Origin of the sequence: Gluconobacter sp. DsW_058, assembly GCF_002153615.1 — a bacterium.
GTDB lineage: Bacteria > Pseudomonadota > Alphaproteobacteria > Acetobacterales > Acetobacteraceae > Gluconobacter > Gluconobacter cerinus.
Genome location: NZ_JOPH01000033.1, coordinates 23,447 through 45,404, shown reverse-complemented (window position 1 = coordinate 45,404; position 21,958 = coordinate 23,447). Strand labels below are relative to the sequence as shown.

The following is a 21,958-nucleotide window of genomic DNA, read 5'->3' as shown; positions in this document are numbered from 1 at the left end:
CGGGCCTGTAACTTAAGTTTACAGTCGAAACGACCTGGACGCCAAGAGCCATACCTCGCGCAGAAAAGCGGGGTATGGAAAAAGGCTTTAATTCTGGCTGGAAATAAGCGCTTTAATGCCAGGGAGAATGGCAATGAGCAGCCCCCCAGGAGGCTGCTCGCGCCTCAGGGACAACAGATGATTGGATGAGTTGTGAAACAGCTCTTCCTGTGCAGCAATCAGGTGCTGCGCATCCAGCCGCCAGGCTGTTCCTGAAGCTCCATTCAGAACATTCAATCCCGCATTGGAGAGGGCCGCAACGGTGTGAGATATGGGCGTAACCTCCTCAAGGGCAGGCACATCTGCGGCAATTGCGACAAAAGCTTCATCATTGGCAGCCCAGCTTGCCAGCATGGCCTTCAAGGGAGCCTTCAGACTCTTTTCTCCCTCGACATACCGTTTAGCCATGTCGTTGAAGCGGATAGCCTCAAAAGCATCCGGATCGGCAATCGCGACCGGAGCCGACAGCATGGCATCGCCACTTTTGGAGGCCAGACGATTCAAAGCGTAATTCCGCACCGGAACCGTAACGCTCAAAAGCGTGGAGAGAGGGCCAGTATGCGCAGGTGCCAAAGCCTCCTTCAACGCATTTTCATGCTGCGCCGCTTGCAAACCTGTTGATTGGAGTTCTGCCATGACCACAGGTAGGCGGCGCTCCAGATCATCCACATCCCGCACGTTTTCAGAAGACCAGAACCGCTCAGCCAGAGCTGCAGTACGGGGCCACAGACGGGCATCCAACATGTTTTCGGAGACAACTTCTGTCCAGAGCGCGCCTTCTGCACCCAGAACCATTTTCTTCTGGTCATCGGTCAAAGGCGCTGCATTCGGGTTCTGGATGAAAGCCTGAAGCAGCGGGGTGATCTTCGGATGTGTCTCCGCCAGTTCTTCTGGCGTGATGCCATTCGCCTTGGTGTCATACGGATCAATGGCGTAATGCGTCCGGGACGGCGTCAACATATCCAGATAATAGCCCGAAGACACGACAACCGGATGCCCGGCCTGTGTGGCAGAACCCGTCCACTTGGAGCCGCGCCACCCTTCCACAACAACATTTTTGGGAATTGGCGCTTCGCTGACTTCGTCCCACCCCATCATGACGCGGCCCTGGCTGGACAGGATTTTTTCCACCTGCGCCGTGAAGGCTGCCTGAAGGGCTGGTGCATCCTTGTATCCGTGCACCTTCATATAGGCCGCAATTTTTGGATTGCTGGTCCACTGAGTGCCGAGAACCTCGTCACCACCCGAATGGAAATAATGATCCGGAAAGAGTGTTTCCATTTCCGCATACAGCGCACGAATGAATGTCAGCGTTTTGGGATTGGTCGGGTCCATCGCCGGGTTGTTCAGGTTTTCACCAACGGCGTTGACCTCTGGCAGTGGCTGGGCGGCCAGTTCCGGATAGGCCTGCAACACTGCAAGTGCATGACCCGGCACGTCAAATTCAGGCACAATGCGGATACCGCGATCCGCAGCATACGCCACAATGTCTCGAACCTCAGCCTGCGTATAATACTGCCCGTGCGATCCAACGCTCGTCAGCTTCGGGAAGACACGGCTCTCCACACGGAAGCCGGTCCCGTCATTCAGATGCCAGTGCAGCACGTTAAGCTTCAGTAGCTCCATGGCATCAAGCTGGCGTTTGACGGTCTCTACAGAGGCGAAATGCCGGGACACATCCAACAGAAGGCCACGCCATGCAAAGCGTGGCGCATCATCAATATGCAGCCGTTCTACCACCACCCCATCTGATGTTTTCTGAACAAGCTGCAGGAATGTGGCCAGCCCATGCACAACGCCTGCCGGTCCATCAGCTTCCAGATGGGCGCCATCCGCTGATGTCGTAAGAGCATAATGCTCCTTGGCCCCAACCGTGAGATAGGCCGGATCATAGGCTGCACTGATATGCAGAACGTACGGGCCACCATGCGCAAAAAGTGCGCCTGTCACAGCACCAAGCCGTTGAGAAAAACGGGCTGCGGCTCTCTGCAAAAGAGGAGACGGCGGGGTGGCCCAGACAATCCGGACACCTCCTGCAAGGGATGCCACACCATTGGACGCCGAGACGGATTGCGGCACAGGCATCAGAGCAGGTGCCGCCTGGGCCATGCCTCCAAAAACCGTGCCAGCCAGCAAAGCACTCCCCAGACACACTTTCTTCCAGAAAGAACCATAAGGGAAAGGCGTGGTCCGGGTCATTCAAGGCTTCCTTGCAGTTACGGATCAGTATCTGAAACGATTTTCACCGTATCACTCTGCCGTATCGTGTCACTCCGGCGGCAGAGCTGCAAGCATGCGACGCGCATCCTCAGCCCGGAGCGTAATTCCGTAAAACTGACGATAGAACTGCTGCATCTTTGCAATCATTCCTGCCTCATCCACGTGGCCCGTCTGAACAATCTGACGGGCCCAGTCGACCTGCAAGAGTAATTCAGGGCTGTACCGATCCCACGGGAAAATTCCCGCCGGATTGCGGTAAACACGGCCAGCTTTGACAGCGGCGAGCTGAGACCAGACACCATCGCTGGCAAGCTGGGCAGGATCCCCTGCATTGGCACCCACAATAATGATGTCCGGGTTCCAGGAGAGCACCTGCTCGACAGAGACAGGCTGCTTGTTCCCATGCACGCCCACAGCCGCATTGCGTCCACCAGCAGAACGGATCCACTGGTCGATAATGCTCTGATCTCCATCCACGCGCAGAGGTTTCAGGGATTCAACGTGAAGGACTTTGGGCCCTTGCGGGTTGGTTGCGGCCTGCGAAATTTCCTTGAGGAAAGCCACACGATACGCCTGCGCACGCTGCGTCGCCAGGGGCGTCTGAAGAAGGTTTGCCGTGCTATCCACACATTCCAGCAGCCCGATGAAACGGTCAAAGCCCTCAGGGACAACATGCAGGCCAACCTTGGAGAGCGCCGCGACGGAATGGCTCGACGCCGTGACAAACACCAGATCCGGCGCAAGACGTAAAAGCTCTTCTCCGTTCAGATTTCCCGGGTCCAGAGGCTGAGCTTTGGACAGAGACGGTACCAGGCGGAACATCCACGGCATGATTGATGGCTTGGCGACCGTCGCGATGATCTTGTCCTGCGCGCCGAGCATAATGAGCGTGGCGTTATGGGCATACCATCCCTCCACCAGACGTGTGGGAGGAGCAGCAAATGCTGTGGTGGCCATGAGCGAAAGACCCAGAAGCCCTCCAGCCAATCGAGACAGTCTCATCATTCACTCTCCTCACGATGGAAAAAACGTTTCCCGGCATGATCAATCTGCGCCAGAGGAACACCATAAAGACGGGACATCCGTTCAGCCGTCACAATAAGCTCGGGTGGGCCGTCCGCCACAATTTGCGCTTCCTCCAAAATAAGGGCGCGATGGCCGGCGGAAAAGAATTCTTCCGGCCGGTGGGACGTCAGAAGAATGAGATGTCCTTCAGCGGCCAGTTCTGCAAGCAGACTCATCAAACGAAGCTGATGACCATAGTCCAGACCGCTCATTGGCTCATCAAGAAGAAGCCCGACAGCTTCCTGCGCAAGGGCTCGCGCCAGCACGACACGCTGCTTTTCGCCGCCAGACAGCTCCGTCACCGGACGCTCTACCAAGGGCAGGAGTCCCAGACGATCCATGGCCTGATCAACGCGGAGCCGGTCTTCCACTCCGAGGCGCCCTGCCACGCCATGATGGGGAATACGCCCCAGCTCAACCATCCGCCGGACCGTGTAAGGAAACGTCATCGCGTGTGCCTGAGGCACATACGCCAGACGCCGCGCCACGTCTAAAGGCCGCAGAGACGATAACAGCGTACCTTCAAGGCAAACCTCACCGGACGTCGGTTTGAGCAATCCCATCAGAATGCGCAAAAGGGTGCTTTTGCCCGCACCATTAAGGCCAAGAAGCCCAATCAGTTCACCACGCCGGAACGTCAGGCTGACATCATTCAGCACCACAGATCGAGACGATCGTTTCAGCGTAATACCTTGGCAGGAGAGAAAAGCCCGACTCATGTCGCGTCCCCGCGGAGACGCCGAAGCACGAGAATAAAGGCAAGGGCACCGAAAAGCTCGGTCATGATCCCAAGTGGCACTTCTCCGGAGGTCAGGCTGCGCGACACGGTATCTGCCAGCAGAACACCGGCGGCTCCCAACAAGGCACAGACCGGCATCATCCGCCGATGCTCTGCGCCCGCCAGCATTCTGGAAATGTGGGGCACCAAAAGCCCGACCCAGCCAATAATACCCGCCATGGAGATCGTCATGGCACAGGCCAGTGTTGCAAGCAGAATGACGAAAGGCCGCATAATCTGAATGGGAACCCCAAGACTCCGCGCTTCATCGTCTCCGAGAGAAAGTACATCCAGTAAAGGAGCAAGTAAAACCAGTATAGCGACCAGAACAAGCACTGGAACGGTCAGCCAGGAAAGCTCTTTCCATCCCGTTTGGGACAGTGTCCCCAGTAGCCAGTTCACAACAGCAGGCAACTGATCCATCGGGTCAGCGGTATATTTCACAAGAGACAAAAGCGCTGTGAAAACGGCATTGGCCACAAGGCCACCCATCAGCAATGTCAGGAGGCCGCCCTGTGGCAACAGACGGGAAATGGAAATTCCAGACCCCACGGCCACGACACCGCCAGCAAACGCACCGATCTGAATCCATGCAGGTGACGCACCCAGAACAATCATGAGTGCCGCCCCAAAAGCGGAGCCACTCAGAACACCCAGAAGATCAGGCGAAACAAGGGGATTTCGAAGAACGGCCTGATAGGTTGCGCCACCGCAGGATAGCGCACTTCCTACCAGAATTCCGGCCACAACCCGCGGCAACCGAACCTGCTGGACCACAGCATCAGCAACAGGATCCTGCCCTCCCCAGAGGTGAAGTAACCGCCCAAGCACCATCACCACACGATGCGGAGACAGCGGGTAACGACCGCAGCACAGGGCCAACACAATGGACAGCACCAGAGCCCCTCCAGCGAGGCTCCGGACATAAGTCGGACGAATGATAATGAGCCGCCCTTTCACACAACGATCTGCCCCACTCTACTCCGGCTCAGATGCGCTCGGAAACAGGGCGGCTCTTCTTTTCATGCGACAGGATTGCGAACAGCCCCGGAAGAACGAATTCATTTTGGCACCGAGTGACAAAATATTCAATTGCTCCGAATCGTTTTTTCAAGAGTGAACAGACAATGACACGCCGATATAGGACTAATAAAATCCCTATTTTGAAATATGAATATTGGCGCATCATCTCGTAAATTTGAGTGAACACCCTCCCCATTTGTGTGACATTGAAACCCGCCCCCCAATGAAAACTGCACTTTGACCACGCGCAGGCCGAATTTTGAGTTATCTCAATCTTCCCTTTCTGGCGCCCGTGCCATATTGAGGGGAACAATCATCCGTCACGTTGTGGACGGCAGTTTTTCAAACAGTGCCGGGACAGTACAAGAATGCTCAAACGGATAGCCGCCAGTATTGTGGGCCTCGGTGCAGTGGGCGGCCTCGGTTTCCTCGCCTATGCGTGGTACCCCGCAATCGCCCCCATCTCCCCTCCCGCTGCGGCCTCTTTTTCCGCAGACGCCATCAAGCGTGGCGAAATCGTTGCAGCCGGTGGATACTGTGCCGAATGTCACACCCGCGTGGATGGCAGCCCCGGCCCCGAGTTGGCCGGTGACTTCAAGATGGCCACCCCATTCGGTGACATCTTTTCATCCAACATCACGCCTGACCCGGAATGGGGTCTCGGCAACTGGTCGTTGGAAGCCTTCAAGCGTGCCATGAACAAGGGCATTGCCCGTGATGGTTCACAGCTTTATCCGGCGTTCCCGTTCGACCACTTCACAAAGGTCAACGATCAGGACGTCTCGGACCTGTATGCGTATCTGATGACGCGTCCGGCCGTACACCTGAAGCCGCGTGACAACACGGTTCCCTTCCCGATCAACATCCGTCTGATTGGTCAGGGTTTCTGGAAGCTCCTGTTCTTTACACCAGGCCGCTACCAGAACGACCCAAAGCATGATGCACAATGGAACCGCGGGGCCTATCTGGCCGAAGGTAACGCCCATTGTGGTGCCTGCCATACGCCGCGTAATCTTCTGGGTGCCGAGAAGCTGAGCCATGCTTATGACGGTGCCGTCATTGATGGCTGGATTGCGCCACCACTGAACGACCACAACCCAACGCCGGTTGTCTGGACGGAAGACGAGTTCTTCCAGTACCTGCGCTTTGGCGTCGCTCCGCTGCATGGTTCTGCTGCTGGCCCAATGTCTCCGGTGCCGCATCGCTTCCTGTCCAAGATTCCGGAAGACGATGTGCATGCCATTGCTCATTATTATGCAGACGTCGCAAAGGCTGCCCAGCGTTCTCAGGGCGATCAGGCTGCCATTGCTCGCGCCATGCAGATGTCTGGCACGGATCTGACTGGCCCGCAGACACTGGATGCGGATGCGCGCCTGTATCAGGGAGCCTGTGGCGCCTGCCATTACAATTCCGGCCCGATGCCGGTCTCTGGCCGCCCGGAACTGGCTCTGAACAACGCGCTTTGGCTGGATGAGCCGAACAATCTGTTCCAGGTCATGCTGCATGGCATCGGCGCTGCCGAAGGTCAGGACAATATCGCCATGCCAAGCTTCTACACGGCCCTTTCGGACCATGACATGGCCCGCATTGCCGCGTATCTCCGCCGCACCCGCACCACCCTCCCCCCCTGGACGGATCTGGAAAAGAAGGCCGCGGCTGCCCGCGCCACGCTGTCCGCACCGCCCGTTAACGCCTCGCACTGATCCGGGCAGGACAGGGAAAACGAAATATGACCACGAAATTTGAACTCAACGGACAGCCCGTTTCGGTCGATGCACCGGATGATACCCCTCTGCTGTGGGTCTTGCGGGATGAATTGAACCTGACCGGCACCAAGTTTGGCTGCGGCATCGGCGAATGTGGTGCCTGCACCGTGCATGTCGGTGGGCGCGCCACACGCTCCTGCATCACGCCGCTCTCCTCCATCGAAGGCGCCTCGATCACCACGATCGAAGGCCTCGATCCGGAAGGCAATCACGTCGTGCAGGTCGCCTGGCGTGACCAGCAGGTGCCGCAGTGCGGCTACTGCCAGTCCGGCCAGATCATGCAGGCCGCAAGCCTTCTGAAAGATTATCCGAAGCCGACGGATGAAGAGATTGATGGCGTCATGGGCGGCAGTCTCTGCCGTTGCATGACGTATGTCCGCATCCGCAAGGCCATCAAGGAAGCAGCTGCCGCGCAGCAGGGAGGCGTCACCAATGGCTAAGATCGAACAGATCGCCAAGAGATCCGACGCAGGCCGCCTGTCTCGCCGCAGTTTTCTGATGACGGCAGCAGGCGCAGGTCTGATGTTTGGCTTCGCCCGCAAGGCCGAAGCTGCGCAGACCTATCCGTCTGCCATGCCGCCGGAAGCCGCGTTCGAGCCGAACATGTGGTGCGCCATCGCGCCGGACGGCTCCATCAACGTCAATGTTGTCCGTGCCGAGATGGGTCAGCACGTCGGCACCGCCCTCGCCCGCATTATTGCGGACGAAATGGAAGCCGACTGGGATCACATCAAAATCACGGAAGTGGACACCGCCCCGAAATGGGCCGGCAAGTTCGTGACCGGCGGGTCCTGGTCCGTCTGGGATACATGGGACACGTTCCGTCAGGCTGGTGCCGCTGCCCGTACGATCATGCTGGAGGAAGGCGCAAAGCTGCTCGGTACCACGCCGGACAAATGCGTTGCCCGCAACAGCACGGTCACGGCAGGCAGCAAGAGCGTCTCCTATGGCGAGATCGTTTCCAAAGCCAAGCCGACGCGCAGCTTCACGGCTGACGAAATGGCCAAGCTGCCGCTCAAGCCCGCCAGTGAACGTCGCCTGATTAGCAAGCCGGTTCCTGCTCTGGATATTCCGGACAAAACGACCGGCAAGGCAATCTACGGCATCGACGTGAAGCTCGAAGGGATGGTCTATGGCCGCCCCAAGATGCCGCCGACACGTTATGCTGCGAAGGTGCAGTCCGTCGATGACAGCGAAGCCAAGAAGATCCCCGGATACATTCGCTATGTTGTTCTGGATGATCCCTCCGGCATCGTTCCAGGCTGGGTCGTGGCTCTGGCCAAGACCTATCCCGCCGCTATCAAAGCTGCGGACGTTCTAAAGGTTCAGTGGAATCCCGGTCCGACGATCAATGTCTCGGAAGCAGACATCATCGAGCATGGCCGCAAGCTGATTGCAGATCAGAGCACTGGCGCTCGCGTCTTCAACGATAAGGGTGTGGACGAGGCATTTGCCCATCCGGCACACTCCTTCGAACGCAGCTACACCTGTGCCTCCGTCGCGCATTACCAGCTTGAGCCTGTCAATGCCGTGGCCCGTCATATTGATGGCATGTGGGAAATCCATACCGGCAACCAGTGGCAGTCCCTCGTTCTGCCGCAGCTCTCCAAGGCCCTTCAGGTGCCTGAAGAGCAGGTTGTCATGCGCACTTACCTGCTGGGCGGCGGGTTTGGTCGCCGCCTGAACGGTGACTATTCCATCCCGGCAGCTCTGGCGTCCAAGGCCATTGGCGGCGCACCAGTCAAGCTGATCCTGACACGTTCGGACGATATGGCGTTTGACTCCATTCGTTCCCCCTCTCTTCAGACGGTTCGCGTTGCCCTCGATGCAGACCAGAAGAAGATTGTGGCGATGGATTACGCTGCAACAGCAGGCTGGCCCACACTCGTCATGGCACCGGCGTTTCTGGCCAAGGGCGAAGACGGCAAGTCCTACGATCCATTTGCGATTGCAGGCGCTGATCACTGGTACGAAACCGGGCCAACCCGCGTCCGTGCCATCACGAACGATCTGGCCAACAAGACTTTCCGTCCAGGCTGGCTGCGTTCCGTGTCCGCAGGCTGGACGCCTTGGGCGCTTGAGTCCTTCCTCGACGAACTGGCTCACCAGACGAAGCAGGACCCACTGGCATTCCGCCTGTCCATGTTCACAGCGACAGGACGGAACGAAGGCTCCGCTCCCAATGCTGTAGGCGGCGCCAAGCGTCAGGCCGCAGCCCTTCAGCGCCTTGCCGACAAGATCAACTATGGCAAGACGCAGCTTCCGGCGGATACCGGCATTGGCATCGCGACCAGTTTCGGACAGGAACGCGGTATGCCGACCTGGACGGCTGGTGCGGCACAGGTCCACGTTGATCGCAAGACCGGCGTCATCACCTGTCAGAAGCTTTGGCTGGTTCTGGATGCTGGCACGATCGTTGATCCGGGTGGCGCACTGGCACAGACCGAGGGTGCAGCTCTGTGGGGCCTGAGCATGGCGCTGTTTGAAGGCACCGAGATCGTCAATGGCACGATCAAGGACAGCAACCTCAACACCTACACGCCGGTCCGTCTTCCGGACGTGCCGGACATGGACATTGAATTCGTCCAGAACACCGAAAAGCCTACGGGCCTTGGTGAACCGGGTGTGACGGTTGTGGCTCCTGCCATCGGCAATGCCGTATTCAACGCCATTGGTGTGCGTCTGCGCCATCTGCCAATGCGTCCGGCAGATGTGCTGCGCGAACTGAACGGTCACAACAGCTAAAATCCGGCTTCACCGTCGAAAAACAGAAACGCCGCGCCCCGGACTGGGACGCGGCGTTTTTTATGGCTGCATCAGCCGTTGCGGTAATAGTAGCTGTAGCCGTTCAGGGCCGGTGCGCCGCCCAGATGAACGTACAGAACCTTTGACTCGTCCGGGAAATATCCCTTCTTGGTCAGGTCAATCAGACCCTGCATGGATTTCCCTTCATAGACAGGGTCCGTCATCATGGCTTCCGTACGGGCCGCCAGTCGGATGGCTTCGTTCGTTTCTTCGGACGGGACGCCATAGGCGGGATAGGCGTAGTCTTCGAGGATCACGATCTCATCGTCCCGCACTGTCCGACCAAGCTCTACTAGCTCGGCTGTGCGGTCCACGATCTCCCGCACCTGCTCGCGCGTCTGCTCCGGCGTTCCGGAGGCATCAATGCCAATGACCCGATCTGCACGGCCCTGCGCTGCAAATCCGACAATCATTCCCGCTTGCGTCGAGCCCGTTACGACACAGACGATAATGTAATCGAACGTGAAGCCGAGTTCCTTTTCCTGCTCCGCGACTTCTTCCGCAAAGGCGGCATAACCGACACCACCATATTGATGAACGGAGGCACCAGCCGGAATGGCATAGGGCTTTCCGCCAGAATTTTTCACGGACTGAATGGCATCTTCCCAGCTCTGGCGGATACCGATGTCAAAGCCGTCTTCCACAATACGGGACTCAGCACCCATAAGACGCGTCATGAGGATATTACCGACACGGTCATAAACAGCGTCGTAATGTGGCACCCACTTCTCCTGCACGACGACGCACTTCATGCCCAGCTTGGCGGCTGTTGCTGCGACCATGCGGGTATGGTTGGACTGCACGCCGCCGATGGAGACGAGCGTATCCGCGTCAGAAGCCAGAATATCCGGAACAATATATTCCAGCTTGCGGAGCTTGTTGCCCCCCATCGCCATGCCCGAATTGCAATCTTCACGCTTGGCATAGATCTGCACTTTGCCACCCAGGGCTTCGCTCAGACGTGGAAGATGCTCAATAGCCGTTTTTCCAAAAGTCAGCGGATAGCGCTCAAATTTTTCAAGGTTCACAGACAGCCTCCCAAGGTGTTCACACCCGAAAGCAGTAGTGAAATATTCTTCGAAGGTGCTTTCTAATTCAGGCAATAATTTCTGTATTTTACTCTTAAAATAGAATTTTAATGGATGTTTCTTTTATCACTTGAGGAAATAATGAAAGATTCTATCACACCAGATCTGGACGCGATCGACCTGAACATTCTTCGCCTTCTGCAAGGCAACGGGCGTATGTCCAATGCCGAGCTGGCCGAGCGTGTGAACGTGAGCGCCGCGACATGTCATCGGCGCACCCAAAGACTTTTTCAGGACGGTTATATCCGTGGCGTTCGCGCCGAGATTGATCCCGTCAAAGTCGGACTGGGAACGATCGCTCTGGTCGGCGTCGTGCTGGACCGGTCCACTCCCGAGAGCTTCGCAGAACTGGAAGAGGCTGTGAAAACCATGCCCATGGTGTTGGACTGTCATCTGGTCGCAGGCGATTTCGATTATCTGCTGAAGATCCGCGTGGAAGACATGGCGGATTTCAATCGGCTTCACGCAGAAAAGCTCATTGCCTTTCCAGGGGTGCGACAGGCACGGACGTTTTTTGTCATCAAGGAAGTCAAGGACAACGGGCCACTCGCGTTCTAGAATTGCGTTCGCATGGAACTCCCTGTTGCCTCTGTGCAATGATTTCCTTTGCGGTATTGTCACGTCCTTGCCTGCCACCAGCTATGGAACCCTCTGCCCATGCCCCTTCACCCCACTGCCCCGAAGCCGGAACGTTTTAGAAAAACGCGGAAGGCCCTGCGCCGCACGTTGGCGCTTGGACTGGTCGCTGGCGGCCTGCTGGCGGCTTCCGCGCAGGCGAAAGCTGACCCCCGCCTTGTCATTTTTGACGATGACGGCTTCAGCATCGCCCAGTGGATGATCATCAAGGCCCCCAACGTCCGCGTGCTTGGTATCACGACTGTCACGGGTGACGTCTGGCAGAAAGAAGCGACGAATGACGCGCTGCGGGGCGTGGAAGTGGCAGGCCGGGCAGACATTCCCGTTGTTCCGGGCGCAACCTACCCGTTCCTGAACTCGGAAAAGCTGACGGACCGCTGGGAAGCCCTTTATGGAAAGCTGATCTGGAAAGGGGTGTGGATGAAAAAATGGGTCGAAAAGACCGAGCAGCCACTTCCCTACTATCATGGCCCGGATGTTGTTCCGGACCTCCCATATGGCAATCCGGTCAAGAAGCCAGAAACCGAGCGCGCAGCTGACTTCCTCATTCGGATGGTTCACCAATATCCAGGACAAGTCAGCATCATCGCAACGGGTCCGATGACCAACATCGCACTGGCCCAGACGCTTGATCCGGAATTTGCGGGCCTTGCAAAAGAACTCGTTTACATGGGCGGTGGCCTGAACCCGCGCCAGACAAGGCCCGGCGTAGTGGCACACCAATTCGCGCGTGAATTCCTGAACAGCCCCCGTCGTGAATTCAACTTCCGTCTGGACCCGGAAAGCGCAAGTGCGGCCCTTCGCGCACCATGGAAGCACATCGTGATGGTTCCGGCCGATCCTTCAACGGATACCGAACTCACGCCGGAATTCCTGAAGAAGCTGGAAGCCACAGGCACGCCCGTCGGGCATGTCATGAAATGGCATCTGAGCGGCTTCCCGCTCTGGGATGAAATTGCAGCATCAGTCTGGCTGGACCCGAGCATCATCACGGAAAAGCAGGATCTGTTCGTGGATGTAAACAGCCAGTTTGGCCCCGGCTATGGAGACGTTGTGTCCTGGACTCCGGGCTATGAGCCAGGGCTGGGCGAGCGCAAGAACGAAGTTGTCCTGCGCATCAATGTTCCGAAACTTGAAAAGCAGATCCTTGATCTGATTGGCAGCCCACAGGCTCCTGTCAGCGGACATCCTCTCCCCTGAAGCACAAAAGCCCCGTTGCCATCCGGCCGCGGGGCTTTTTTCAGATGGCGGGAAGAGCGACCTGCTCTTTGGGCCAGCGGCGATGAAGCCAAAGCCATGCTCCAGGCCTTTCGCGGATCCACCGTTCCAGCGTCTTGTTCATGGCGACGCAGATTGACCGGATATCCGCATGATGATCGCCTGTTCGTTCAGCCTGAAGCGGGGCTTCACACACCATACGGAACCGACCGTTCCCCAGTCGCACGATATGGACGGGTATGATGGGCAGATTAAAGCGCAAGGCCAATTGCGCCACCGCTGGCGCCGTCATGGCATCCCGGCCCAGAAACGGAATGGCGAGCCCGTCATTCATTTTCTGATCGACCAGAAACCCCAATGAGCCACCGCTTTGAAGATGCGTTAAGGCCTGCCGGGCCCCCTTGGGTCCTTTAGGAAACATGGTCCCTGTCGGGCCGAGAGCCTTCTGTCGCATTGTCTGCGTCATAAGATCGATAACCGGATTGGACGAGGCCCGATAAAAACCCGCAACTGGCATACCCAGACTGGTTGCGATGGGCAGAATGAGCTCCCAGTTCCCCAGATGCCCTGAGAAAAACAAAGCCTGTGATCCGTTTTCCTTTAGGGCATCGATATGCTCTTCACCCTCGATCTCCCATCCCGGTCCCATTTCCGTACGGGTAAAGGATGCAAGATGGGGGAGTTCTGTCACGTTCTGCCCCAGGTTCGTCCACACATCCCGGATAATCTGCTGTCGTTCCGGCAAAGATAAATCAGGAAGAGCGAGTTGAAGGTTTCGATCCGCAATGCGGGTTGCCCGGAGCCTCATTCCGACATTCCGCATCAACCAGCCGCCCGCTGTCGAGGCGTATTGCGGCCCCACACTGCGCAGGAGGCCAATAACGCTCCATAGCGCTGCCGATTGCATATGCTGAGACAGACGGGACAGAACAGGAGCTATTGGTGCCATGCGACGATAGTCGCTTTAAAAGAAAGATAATCAATTCTTGTTTTGTATCTAATTAATACCTGAGTTTCTCAATTTATACTTTATTGGTAATTTTTCAGAAATAATAAAACATATTTTAATTTTTTAATAAATAATAATTTCTGATTTTATTTTTAAACTTCCAGATTTATGCCCTGTGGCAAAGGGCATAAATCTTGGGGACGCCGCTGCGCTCCACGTTCAGGATGACATCTCAACCCTATGGTTTCGCGCGAATGTTTCCAGTGCGTCGAGATAAAGCGCCCGCTCGTCGTCCGAAATCCAGGCCGCCTGAAAGGCATTTCGGCTAATCTGTATGAGTTCGTCTTGTGTCAGGTCCGCTGCACTTTGAGCCTTGGCGAAACTCTCCGTCATATAGACGCTCTGCATGTAACCCGGGTCGTCGGAATTGATGGTAATTTTCAGTCCCGCTGCCAGCATGTCCCGAATATCCTGACGGGACCGCCCCGGCCTGATGACATCGTTCGGAGACGGACACAGCGTGAATGTCACGCCCTTGTCCCGAGCCATCGCAATCAGTTCGGGCTTCTCCAGCACATTCAATCCATGATCGAGGCGCTCGCTGCCCAGATCCTGAAGAGCCTGCCGGATATGCTCATGCGTATTCTGCTGATCGAGATCACAATGCATGGTCACGTGAAGGCCCAGCGCTCTTGCGCGGGCGAATGTTTTCGCAAATTTGGCTGGCGGATTACCCTTCTCGTCTGAATCCAGACCCACACCAATGATGCGGCTCCGACCCGGTATTTCAAGATAAGGGAGAGCCTGAATAAAGGTCTCGTCGGCAGAATCCGCACTCATTTCACGTATGAAGCACATGATGAGGTGAGAGCGGATGCCGAAGTCCTTCTCTGCTTCCTCCTGAGCTACATTGAAGCCCCGGATGACTGTTCCGAACGCTATCCCGCGACGAGTGTGAAGCTGCGGGTCAAAGAACATCTCAGTATAAAGAACATTCTGCTGCGCGACTTTTCTCAGGTAGTCATAGCAGAGGTCATGAAAATCCTGCTCGGTCTGCAGAAGCTCGACGCCTTCGTAATACAGCGTCAGAAAAGAGGGCAGATCATGATAGATGTAACCTTGTCGGATTTCTTCCGCAGAGCTGGGCCTGAGAGGATGATTGTTCCGCTCAGCCAGCTTGATTTTCAAGTCCGCTTCCAGCGTTCCTTCCAAATGAACATGAAGTTCAGCCTTGGGGAGCTTTTCAAGAAATTCCTGCATGCAGACAACGGACATGACCTGCGTTCCTTATCAGTCGTGATAAGCCCGCATCATGCATGTTTGCTGGAAAATTGAAACGATACCGACATGATATCTTTATTTTGAAACGGCATGGCACGTTACAAGTGCTTTGTCGTCCATCTTACTGGAAAAGAACGCGTCGTTTCCTTTGTTCCACCAGACATACTGTGCCGCAGCATATTTGGCGCCATCCGCAGCAATTACGTTTGAAAACACCTGCGTGTGCCCTTCAATTGGCAGGACAGCCAAGCTGACGGCATCTGCATTGATATATTGAACCGCAACGCGTTTCTGCGGCAAGCGCGAGAAAAGCTCCTTGGCCGCATCACCGTTTCCCTGACAGGTATAAAGCACTGTCTGGCGGTCAACTGTTGTGGGAGAAGCGAGTTTGATCTGAAAATTAGTGGCCTTTGATGCAAAAGCTGGATTTATCCCCAGACAAAGAACAGCCATTAAACCAAACGAATATTTTCTCATCACTTGACCCTTCCCAGCAGATTGAAGCCTTCAGTATTGCCTGAGACATCTCTTTCAGTCAGATTGAGCCGCCATTCTGTCAGCATGATGACAACTGCCCAAACCAAGGACGGACTGTGAGCTGGTTTTACGAAGAACACGGAAGCCGCAAAGGCCCGCTTTCTGAAGATGGTATGCGTGCCCTTATCTCGACCGGCAGTATTGAGCACTCAACTCTGTGCTGGACCGAGGCCTTCGGTGCGGAATGGCATCCGGCAGGCAGTTGCGCGTTCTGGCCGCCGCAGCCCGAAGGGGTCCCGCCTGCTCTGCCCCCCAGCAGGGTCTCGAACCGCTGGGCCTGGCTGAGTATTCTTGGGCCCTTCGTCAGCAGCATGATCGTCAATGTTCTGGCCTGGTTCGGCAACATCCCTGACCGCCAGTCCAGCATCATCGCCGTTCTTCTCAGCTTTGCGATCATCTTCACGTCCATGCTGACAGATCGCCGCGCCCTTATTGCTGCAGGATTCCGTCCCGGCTCTGCATTCTGGATCCTGATCCCGCCACTCTATTTCTGGCGGCGTATCCAGTTTGTCGGCAAAGGAATGCTGCTGTTTTTCCTGTCTCTGCTGGTCTTCCTGTTCCAGTTCGTGCCCTCTTTTTCAGAAAGCTGGCACATCATGCACAATCCGAATGGCCTCTCCAGCTACGTCTCCAAACACTACGATCTCTGATCGCGATACTCAGCAGAAACGGCGATAGAACTGCTCTGTCTTTAAGGCCTGCTCTTCCAGAACATGGAAGGACAGGTCCCATGTTCTGCCCGGCTGCTGCCTCAGGCGCACAAGCCCAGCGGCAAGTGCGTCGATACAATCCGGCTTAACCAGACAGTCCGATACATTTTCAAGAATATCCAGAACACCGCCTGCTGCTGTCGCGCAGACAGGTAATCCTGCCGCCATCGCTTCCAGCAGCACCAGCCCGAACGGCTCCCGTCTGGAGGGCAGAACAAATCCGTCAAACGCACAGAACACGTCCGGCACATCTGACCGGTAGCCCGCAAAAATGATGCGATCCCTATACTCTGCGCAGACATTTTCAAGTCGCGCACGTTCTGGGCCATCCCCAATCAGAACAAGATACGTGTCAGGTGGCAGAACAGCCTGTCTCCAGGCCTGAAGGAGACAATCAAACCGTTTCTCTTCCACCATTCTTCCAACGGCACAGATCACAAAGGCTTCCGATGGAAGGCGATGCTCCTGCCGGAAGCCTTCCCGAAGCTTGGTACGCTCCGGATGGCAGAGGACGGAAGGAATGGTCCAGTTTGCAATCACTGCGCTCTGGTTTCGACAACCTGCTGGCAGGCTGGCCTGTTGCCACCGGGCGATGCAGATCAGGCCGTCATGTTTTCCATAAGTTCTGGCACGATAAGCATTGTGGAGCGTACCGATGACGGGGGTCTCCCCCATCAGTCCCAGAATCTTCAAAACCCCTGCCCGGATCGACGCCTTACCCAGGTGAGTATGGATGATATCGAAGGTCTCCTTCCATACCAGCGCCGTCAATGTCGGCAAATATCCTGCGCGATAAGCCCTTACGATACGAACTGAGGGTGAAAAGTGATGTGCAATATCTCCGCCTGTTCGAAGATCAGCGGTATGGCGCTCCAGAAGCACCGTCACATCATGTGTCAGAGCCTGCTGGTTCGCGAGCTCAGTAACATGACGCTCAGTGCCCGCGAACTCCCGCGTTAGAAGACAGTGAAGGATTCTCACTGCCCGTCTCCTTTAGCGAATACTACCGTTCCCGGCCCAGACGCCTTCAATGATAGGGCCTGTCCGCGAAGACATCCGCTGTCGGGGCGGCTGAGGCTGGCAGGCCACAAAATACAGACCGATCACAAACGTCAGCTGAGACAGTGTCATGAGCTGAGACAGAATCCAGCCAATGCCAACCCCGTCCAGGCTGCGGAAAAGCTGATAAATGAGGAATGCCATAGCGATCATTCGCATGCTCAGCATCATGGGGCGAAGAGGATTCAACATGTTTGGCCGGATCATCGGGATCGTTTTTTTCATGCCCAGAAAGAATGCAAGGTTCATGAACCAGATCAGCGATGTATCCACCACCCCGCCCATCGTTGCGCCAAACAGCACAATCGGCAGAAGCAGCGCTGCGCCGTTCAGCATCAGCGAACCGAGCTGAAAGCTCATGCCCAACTGCACAACGGGAAGAACTGACGGCAGTCTGTTTGCGACGGGCTGAAAGAGCCGGTCAATCAGCCAGTCATCAAAGCGGACGATAAAATTGGAAGCGGTCATAGTAGTTTTGTTCTTAGCGGCCTCTGATTGACCGCGTCACATGATTTTTTATTCATCCTTCAGCAATCCTCCCTCGGTAGACAGCATCCCTGACAGTCGATTTACTGCCTGGCAGAACATTTTACCCGTAGGAAGTTAATAACCTATGCCCGGTTTCTCCCGCCTGACCCGTGTGACACTGCTCGCAGCCTCCATGCTGGCCCCGCCTCTCCTGACGGGCGCACATGCTGCCCCTGCGGTGCCTCAGGCTGCCACGGCAGCACCGGCCTCCGTCACCCGTGCCACCTTGCCCAATGGCCTGCGTGTCGTGATTGTGCGGGATACTCTGGCACCCGTCGTACAGACGATGCTCAATTATGAAGTGGGCTCTGTCAACGCACCCAAAGGTTTTCCGGGAACGGCACACGCCCTTGAGCACATGATGTTCAACGGCTCCGAAACACTCTCCCGGGACCAGCTTTCCACCATCAGCGCTCAGCTCGGCAACAATGATAACGCCGATACGACGTCTGACGTCACGCAATACTATTTCAAGGCCCCTGCTGCGGACCTTGATGTCCTTCTGCGGATCGAAGCCGGTCGTATGCGCGGGCTGAACATCACAGAGAAAGAATGGGCCCATGAAAGAGGCGCCATTGAGCAGGAAGTCTCACGCGACCTGTCGAGCCCCATCTACCGCTATCTCTCTCAGGTGCGTGCCGCACTTTACGCAGGCACACCTTACGAGCATGACGCACTCGGGACGCGTCCCTCTTTCGATGCTACGACTGCCCCGCTGCTGAAGCAGTTCTACAACTCCTGGTATGCTCCCAACAACGCCATCCTCGTCATTACGGGCGATGTGGACCCGCAGGACACCCTGAAGAAAGTTCAGGCAGCCTTTGGCAATATTGCAGCGGCTACACTTCCAGCCCGCGCGGCTGTCACACCCACGCCAGCCAAGGCACAGTCCCTGTCGTTGGATACAGATCTACCTATCGGCCTTGTCACCATGGCCTGGCGGATGCCGGGACAACGTGACCCGAACTATGCTGCCGTAACCCTGCTGGCCGATGCCATTGCCAGCCAGCGCAGTGTCCTGTTCGGTCTGGTGCCGGACGGTAAGGCTCTGGATGCAGGGTTCATGTATGACCCGGATGCGCAGGCTGGCCTCGCTGTCGCCTACGCAGGATTCCCCAAGGGAGCAAACCCGGACGAGCTCCGCCGGACGCTTGCGTCTCTCATGGATGGCTTTCGCAAAAACGGAATTCCCGCGGATCTGATCGAAGCCGCCCGTCGCAAAGAGATTGCGTCTCTGGAGTTCAATGCGAACAGCATTTCGGAACTCGCAGAGAACTGGTCCCAAGCTGTCGCCATCCAGCATCTTGAAAGCCCGGATGATATGATCGCGGCCTTCAGGAACGTCACGAAGGCACAGGTGGATGAGCTGGCTAAAACGCTCCTTGATCCACAACACGCCATCAGCGCCACCCTGACGCCGAGTGAAAAGGGTAAAGCTATTGGCGGTAAAGGATTTGGTGGCGCAGAGTCTTTCAACACGCCACCATCAGGCAAAGTCAGCCTCCCCGCATGGGCGGAAGAAGCCCTCGCACGGTTGAGCATTCCGGCCGCCGCCCCTCTTCCCAAGGCCTATACACTTTCGAATGGTCTGCACCTTCTGGTCCAGCCCGAGCATGTCAGCCATACGGTCGAGCTGATCGGCTCCATCCGGCAGAATGCATCCCTGCAGCAGCCTGCTGGCAAGGAAGGCGTTGCTGGCCTGACGTCTGACATGTTCCTGTATGGCAGCACCTCCCATGACCGTCTGGCCTTGGCCAGCGCGCTTGATGACATCTCGGCAGACGAAAGCGCTGGCCCTGGTTTCAGTCTCAGCACACTGACCCAGAATTTCAGCAAGGGTCTGTCCCTGCTGGCAGAGCACGAACTGCACCCCGCCTTCCCGGAAAAGGCCTTCCATGTCACGCAGATGGAAGCCATTCAGGCCCGTGCGGGTGAGCTTCAGTCTCCAACCTACCGCTTTGGCCGTGCCACGCGCCGGGCACTCGTCCCTGCAACTGACCCGACCCTTCGCGAGGCCACTCCAGCTACGTTGAGCAAAATTACGCTCGCTGACGTCAAAGCCTATTACACGGCCACATATCGCCCGGACCTGACGACGATTGTGGTTGTCGGGGACATCAGCCCTGAAGATGCTCATGAACAGGTTGAAAAGGCTTTTGGCGGCTGGAAGGCTGAAGGCCCGGCCCCTGTCGTTGATCTGCCGTCCATTCCTCTCAGCAAGGCCTCTCAGGCTGTTGTCGCAGATCCAGGACGGTCACAGGATGACGTGAAACTCGTGGAGACCATTGGCATGAAGGTCACTGACCCTGATCGTCATGCTCTGGCTGTCGGAAACGAAATTCTTGGGGATGGGTTCTCTTCCCGCCTGATGCAGGATCTGCGCGTTCGCACGGGCTATGTGTACGGGGCAGGAAGTGCCTTTAGTTACTCCCGGACCCGCGGCTCCTTCGGCATCAGCTTCGGTGCGGACCCGGACAAAGTGAACAAGGCACGCGCCCTGGCAATCAAGGATGTGCAGGATATGCGCAGCCAGCCTGTCTCTCAGGAAAGTCTGGATCTGGCCAAGGCGTCTCTGCTGCGTCGCCAGCCCATGGCACGCGCCAGCTTCGGCGCTCTGGCTGGCAGCTATCTGGATCTGATTGATCTGGGACTGCCTTTAAATGCGCCAGCAGAAGCAGCTCAGGCGATTTACGACATGACACCTGCGCAGGTGCAGGCCGCGTTCAGCAAGTGGGTTCGCCCAGATGATCTCGCGCAGATCGTCCTTGGCCCACAGCCGAAGTAAACACTCTAACGTCAGGCCGGGATATCATTTTCCGGCCTGATCCCTTCAACGCCAGACGGTCATCAGAACACCGCCTGAGACGATCAGCAGTCCACCGATGCAGACAGGTAAGGTCAGGGTCTGACCAAAAGCAAAATACGCCACGACCTGAGCTGCGATAAAAAACAGTGCAACATAGACGCCCATCAATCGCCCGAAGTCCCAGTCGGGAAGATTGACGGTTATTCCGTAAATCAGCAGCACAAGCGCACCGGCTGATATAAAGCCCACACGCCCCAGACCGGCTGTATGCAGGCCAGTTCGCACGAGGGCATCACCACCGACCTCCAGAAATGCAGCGATCAGCAACAACGCCATAAGCCAGATGGTTTGCATTTCCGAATATCCTTACAAAAAAGCCGGGCACAACAGCCCGGCTTTTAATAAAATCACAAATTCCAGTCGCTTTTCAGCCAAGGAAGCCCTCAGCCTGAAGAACCGACAGGGCCTGCTGGATACGGTGCTTGTAAAGATGCTGCTCCATCGTTCTGGCCTGTGCCTTACGGCTCATAGCCAGACGGGCTTCATCATCTCCAATGTACTTCTCCACAAGCCGCTCAAAATCGATCCGGTTTGAGAAAACCGGAATTTCGTCTGCATTATAATACCGACGAAGCTCATGCGTATCTTCATGAAAGACCTGGAACGCGCCTGCCAGAGCGGCTTCGAACGTCCGCGGGCCAGGCGTGGAAGGAGCAATCACAAAACGCTTGTTCTCGAAGTGGAGTGAACGGCCAAGGTTCAGCACCAGCTTGGAACGGCGATACAGCTCAACCAGCTGGGATTTTTCAATACGGGCATCCGAGAAGCCAATGCCCAGCTCGCCCCAGCCAGGACCAACAATCTTAATGTTCAGGTTTCGCAGAACCGGAAGCAGATTGCGGACAATGTCTTTACGGCTCGTGAACGCCACACCACAGAACAGAACATCGATCGTCTTTTCGACATTCTCTTCAATCGGCATGTAATGCAGGCTCGGGCTTGCAGCCAGCGGCAGGTGGAACACCAGATCACGCTGATAGAAGTTATGGCCCCAGCGATCACAGGAGAAAACGACATCGAAGTCATCGGCGATGCGATAGTTCGCATCCTGCTCATAGGGATCTTCTGTGGCCCAGAAAACCGTGACAGCGCCAATCTTCTTGGCCTCACGGCAGACCTCACCAAAATAGGTGCTTTCCGGCAGATATGACCCGATGGCGAAAACAATCGTTGGCTTCAGGATCTTGATGGACGCTGCTGCCGCAGAAATGTGAACAGCCGTAACGTTCTCTTCGCCAAAGCACTCACCCCATCCATCCATGATCGATTCACGGATCTGGGCATTGGCCTGACTTTCATAGCGGCCGCCACTGCACACCAGAACACGTCCGGTCAGGCCAGACACTTTCCGCTCCGTTTCAGAGGAACGATCTTTCACTTCTGTCGACAT

At 56.4% G+C, this 21,958-nt stretch carries 19 protein-coding genes; 7 read left to right on the top strand and 12 right to left on the bottom strand.

Going from position 1 to position 21,958, the window contains the following annotated elements; genetic code table 11:
- Nucleotides 1-87: 87 nt before the first annotated feature.
- From HK24_RS06340 to HK24_RS06325, 4 genes are all read right to left on the bottom strand, one after another.
- On the bottom strand, nt 88-2,238 hold the full coding sequence (locus HK24_RS06340) for a beta-N-acetylhexosaminidase (RefSeq protein ID WP_086633760.1): 2,151 nt from the start codon (nt 2,236-2,238) through the stop codon (nt 88-90).
- Between the two features lie 69 nt (nt 2,239-2,307).
- A complete protein-coding gene (locus tag HK24_RS06335; protein WP_086633759.1) occupies nt 2,308-3,264 on the bottom strand; it encodes an ABC transporter substrate-binding protein in 957 nt (318 codons plus the stop codon).
- A complete protein-coding gene (locus tag HK24_RS06330; RefSeq protein WP_086633758.1) occupies nt 3,261-4,043 on the bottom strand; it encodes an ABC transporter ATP-binding protein in 783 nt (260 codons plus the stop codon). The genes HK24_RS06335 and HK24_RS06330 overlap by 4 nt, the downstream gene beginning before the upstream one ends.
- Nucleotides 4,040-5,062: an iron ABC transporter permease gene (locus HK24_RS06325; RefSeq protein WP_086633757.1), complete on the bottom strand. Its 1,023-nt coding sequence runs from the start codon at nt 5,060-5,062 to the stop codon at nt 4,040-4,042. Before HK24_RS06325 ends, HK24_RS06330 begins: the two co-directional genes overlap by 4 nt.
- Before the next feature lie 431 nt (nt 5,063-5,493).
- On the opposite strand from HK24_RS06325, the gene HK24_RS06320 reads away from it, so the two are divergent.
- Genes HK24_RS06320 through HK24_RS06310 form a run of 3 tightly spaced genes read left to right on the top strand, consistent with a single transcriptional unit; the run spans nt 5,494 to nt 9,636 of the window.
- A complete protein-coding gene (locus HK24_RS06320) occupies nt 5,494-6,828 on the top strand; it encodes a c-type cytochrome (protein ID WP_086633756.1) in 1,335 nt (444 codons plus the stop codon).
- Between the two features lie 26 nt (nt 6,829-6,854).
- Nucleotides 6,855-7,331 carry a (2Fe-2S)-binding protein gene (locus tag HK24_RS06315; RefSeq protein ID WP_086633755.1) on the top strand — a complete coding sequence of 159 codons (477 nt, stop codon included), beginning with the start codon at nt 6,855-6,857 and terminating at the stop codon, nt 7,329-7,331.
- On the top strand, nt 7,324-9,636 hold the full coding sequence (locus tag HK24_RS06310; RefSeq protein WP_086633754.1) for a molybdopterin cofactor-binding domain-containing protein: 2,313 nt from the start codon (nt 7,324-7,326) through the stop codon (nt 9,634-9,636). The genes HK24_RS06315 and HK24_RS06310 overlap by 8 nt, the downstream gene beginning before the upstream one ends.
- Nucleotides 9,637-9,707: 71 nt before the next feature.
- Here HK24_RS06310 and HK24_RS06305 read toward each other — a convergent pair whose 3' ends face one another.
- Nucleotides 9,708-10,724 (bottom strand): 1-aminocyclopropane-1-carboxylate deaminase, encoded by a 1,017-nt coding sequence (locus tag HK24_RS06305; protein WP_198942075.1) that lies wholly within the window; start codon nt 10,722-10,724, stop codon nt 9,708-9,710.
- A 141-nt stretch (nt 10,725-10,865) separates the two neighbouring features.
- Here HK24_RS06305 and HK24_RS06300 point away from each other — a divergent pair, with 141 nt between their 5' ends.
- Together HK24_RS06300 and HK24_RS06295 are read left to right on the top strand one after the other, a co-directional pair.
- The gene (locus HK24_RS06300; RefSeq protein WP_086633753.1) at nt 10,866-11,342 is read left to right on the top strand and encodes an Lrp/AsnC family transcriptional regulator; all 477 of its coding nucleotides are present in this window, start codon (nt 10,866-10,868) and stop codon (nt 11,340-11,342) included.
- Nucleotides 11,343-11,441: 99 nt separating this feature from the next.
- The gene (locus HK24_RS06295; RefSeq protein ID WP_086633752.1) at nt 11,442-12,620 is read left to right on the top strand and encodes a nucleoside hydrolase; all 1,179 of its coding nucleotides are present in this window, start codon (nt 11,442-11,444) and stop codon (nt 12,618-12,620) included.
- Between the two features lie 40 nt (nt 12,621-12,660).
- On the opposite strand, the gene HK24_RS06290 is transcribed toward HK24_RS06295, so the two are convergent.
- The 3 genes from HK24_RS06290 to HK24_RS06280 all read right to left on the bottom strand — a co-directional run bounded on the left by HK24_RS06290 (nt 12,661) and on the right by HK24_RS06280 (nt 15,345).
- Nucleotides 12,661-13,587, bottom strand: a complete 927-nt coding sequence (locus HK24_RS06290; RefSeq protein WP_086633751.1) for a lysophospholipid acyltransferase family protein — start codon at nt 13,585-13,587, stop codon at nt 12,661-12,663.
- Between the two features lie 219 nt (nt 13,588-13,806).
- Entirely contained in the window at nt 13,807-14,862 is a 1,056-nt protein-coding gene (gene add / locus HK24_RS06285; RefSeq protein WP_086633750.1) for an adenosine deaminase, read from the bottom strand.
- A gap of 81 nt (nt 14,863-14,943) precedes the next feature.
- Nucleotides 14,944-15,345, bottom strand: coding sequence for an MliC family protein (locus HK24_RS06280; RefSeq protein WP_233126146.1), 402 nt, complete (start codon nt 15,343-15,345; stop codon nt 14,944-14,946).
- Between the two features lie 116 nt (nt 15,346-15,461).
- On the opposite strand from HK24_RS06280, the gene HK24_RS06275 reads away from it, so the two are divergent.
- Nucleotides 15,462-16,055, top strand: a complete 594-nt coding sequence (locus HK24_RS06275; protein WP_064273616.1) for a DUF4339 domain-containing protein — start codon at nt 15,462-15,464, stop codon at nt 16,053-16,055.
- 9 nt (nt 16,056-16,064) lie between these two features.
- Here HK24_RS06275 and HK24_RS06270 read toward each other — a convergent pair whose 3' ends face one another.
- Nucleotides 16,065-17,096: a glycosyltransferase gene (locus HK24_RS06270; RefSeq protein ID WP_086633748.1), complete on the bottom strand. Its 1,032-nt coding sequence runs from the start codon at nt 17,094-17,096 to the stop codon at nt 16,065-16,067.
- 12 nt (nt 17,097-17,108) lie between these two features.
- The gene (locus HK24_RS06265; protein ID WP_046900126.1) at nt 17,109-17,642 is read right to left on the bottom strand and encodes a hypothetical protein; all 534 of its coding nucleotides are present in this window, start codon (nt 17,640-17,642) and stop codon (nt 17,109-17,111) included.
- Between the two features lie 145 nt (nt 17,643-17,787).
- Here HK24_RS06265 and HK24_RS06260 point away from each other — a divergent pair, with 145 nt between their 5' ends.
- Nucleotides 17,788-20,487, top strand: a complete 2,700-nt coding sequence (locus HK24_RS06260; RefSeq protein WP_086633747.1) for a pitrilysin family protein — start codon at nt 17,788-17,790, stop codon at nt 20,485-20,487.
- A 45-nt stretch (nt 20,488-20,532) separates the two neighbouring features.
- Here the strand turns inward: HK24_RS06260 and HK24_RS06255 are convergent, their stop codons facing one another.
- Both HK24_RS06255 and HK24_RS06250 read right to left on the bottom strand, forming a co-directional pair.
- A complete protein-coding gene (locus tag HK24_RS06255) occupies nt 20,533-20,862 on the bottom strand; it encodes a hypothetical protein (protein WP_046900128.1) in 330 nt (109 codons plus the stop codon).
- Nucleotides 20,863-20,935: 73 nt separating this feature from the next.
- Nucleotides 20,936-21,958, bottom strand: a complete 1,023-nt coding sequence (locus HK24_RS06250) for a glycosyltransferase (protein ID WP_086633807.1) — start codon at nt 21,956-21,958, stop codon at nt 20,936-20,938.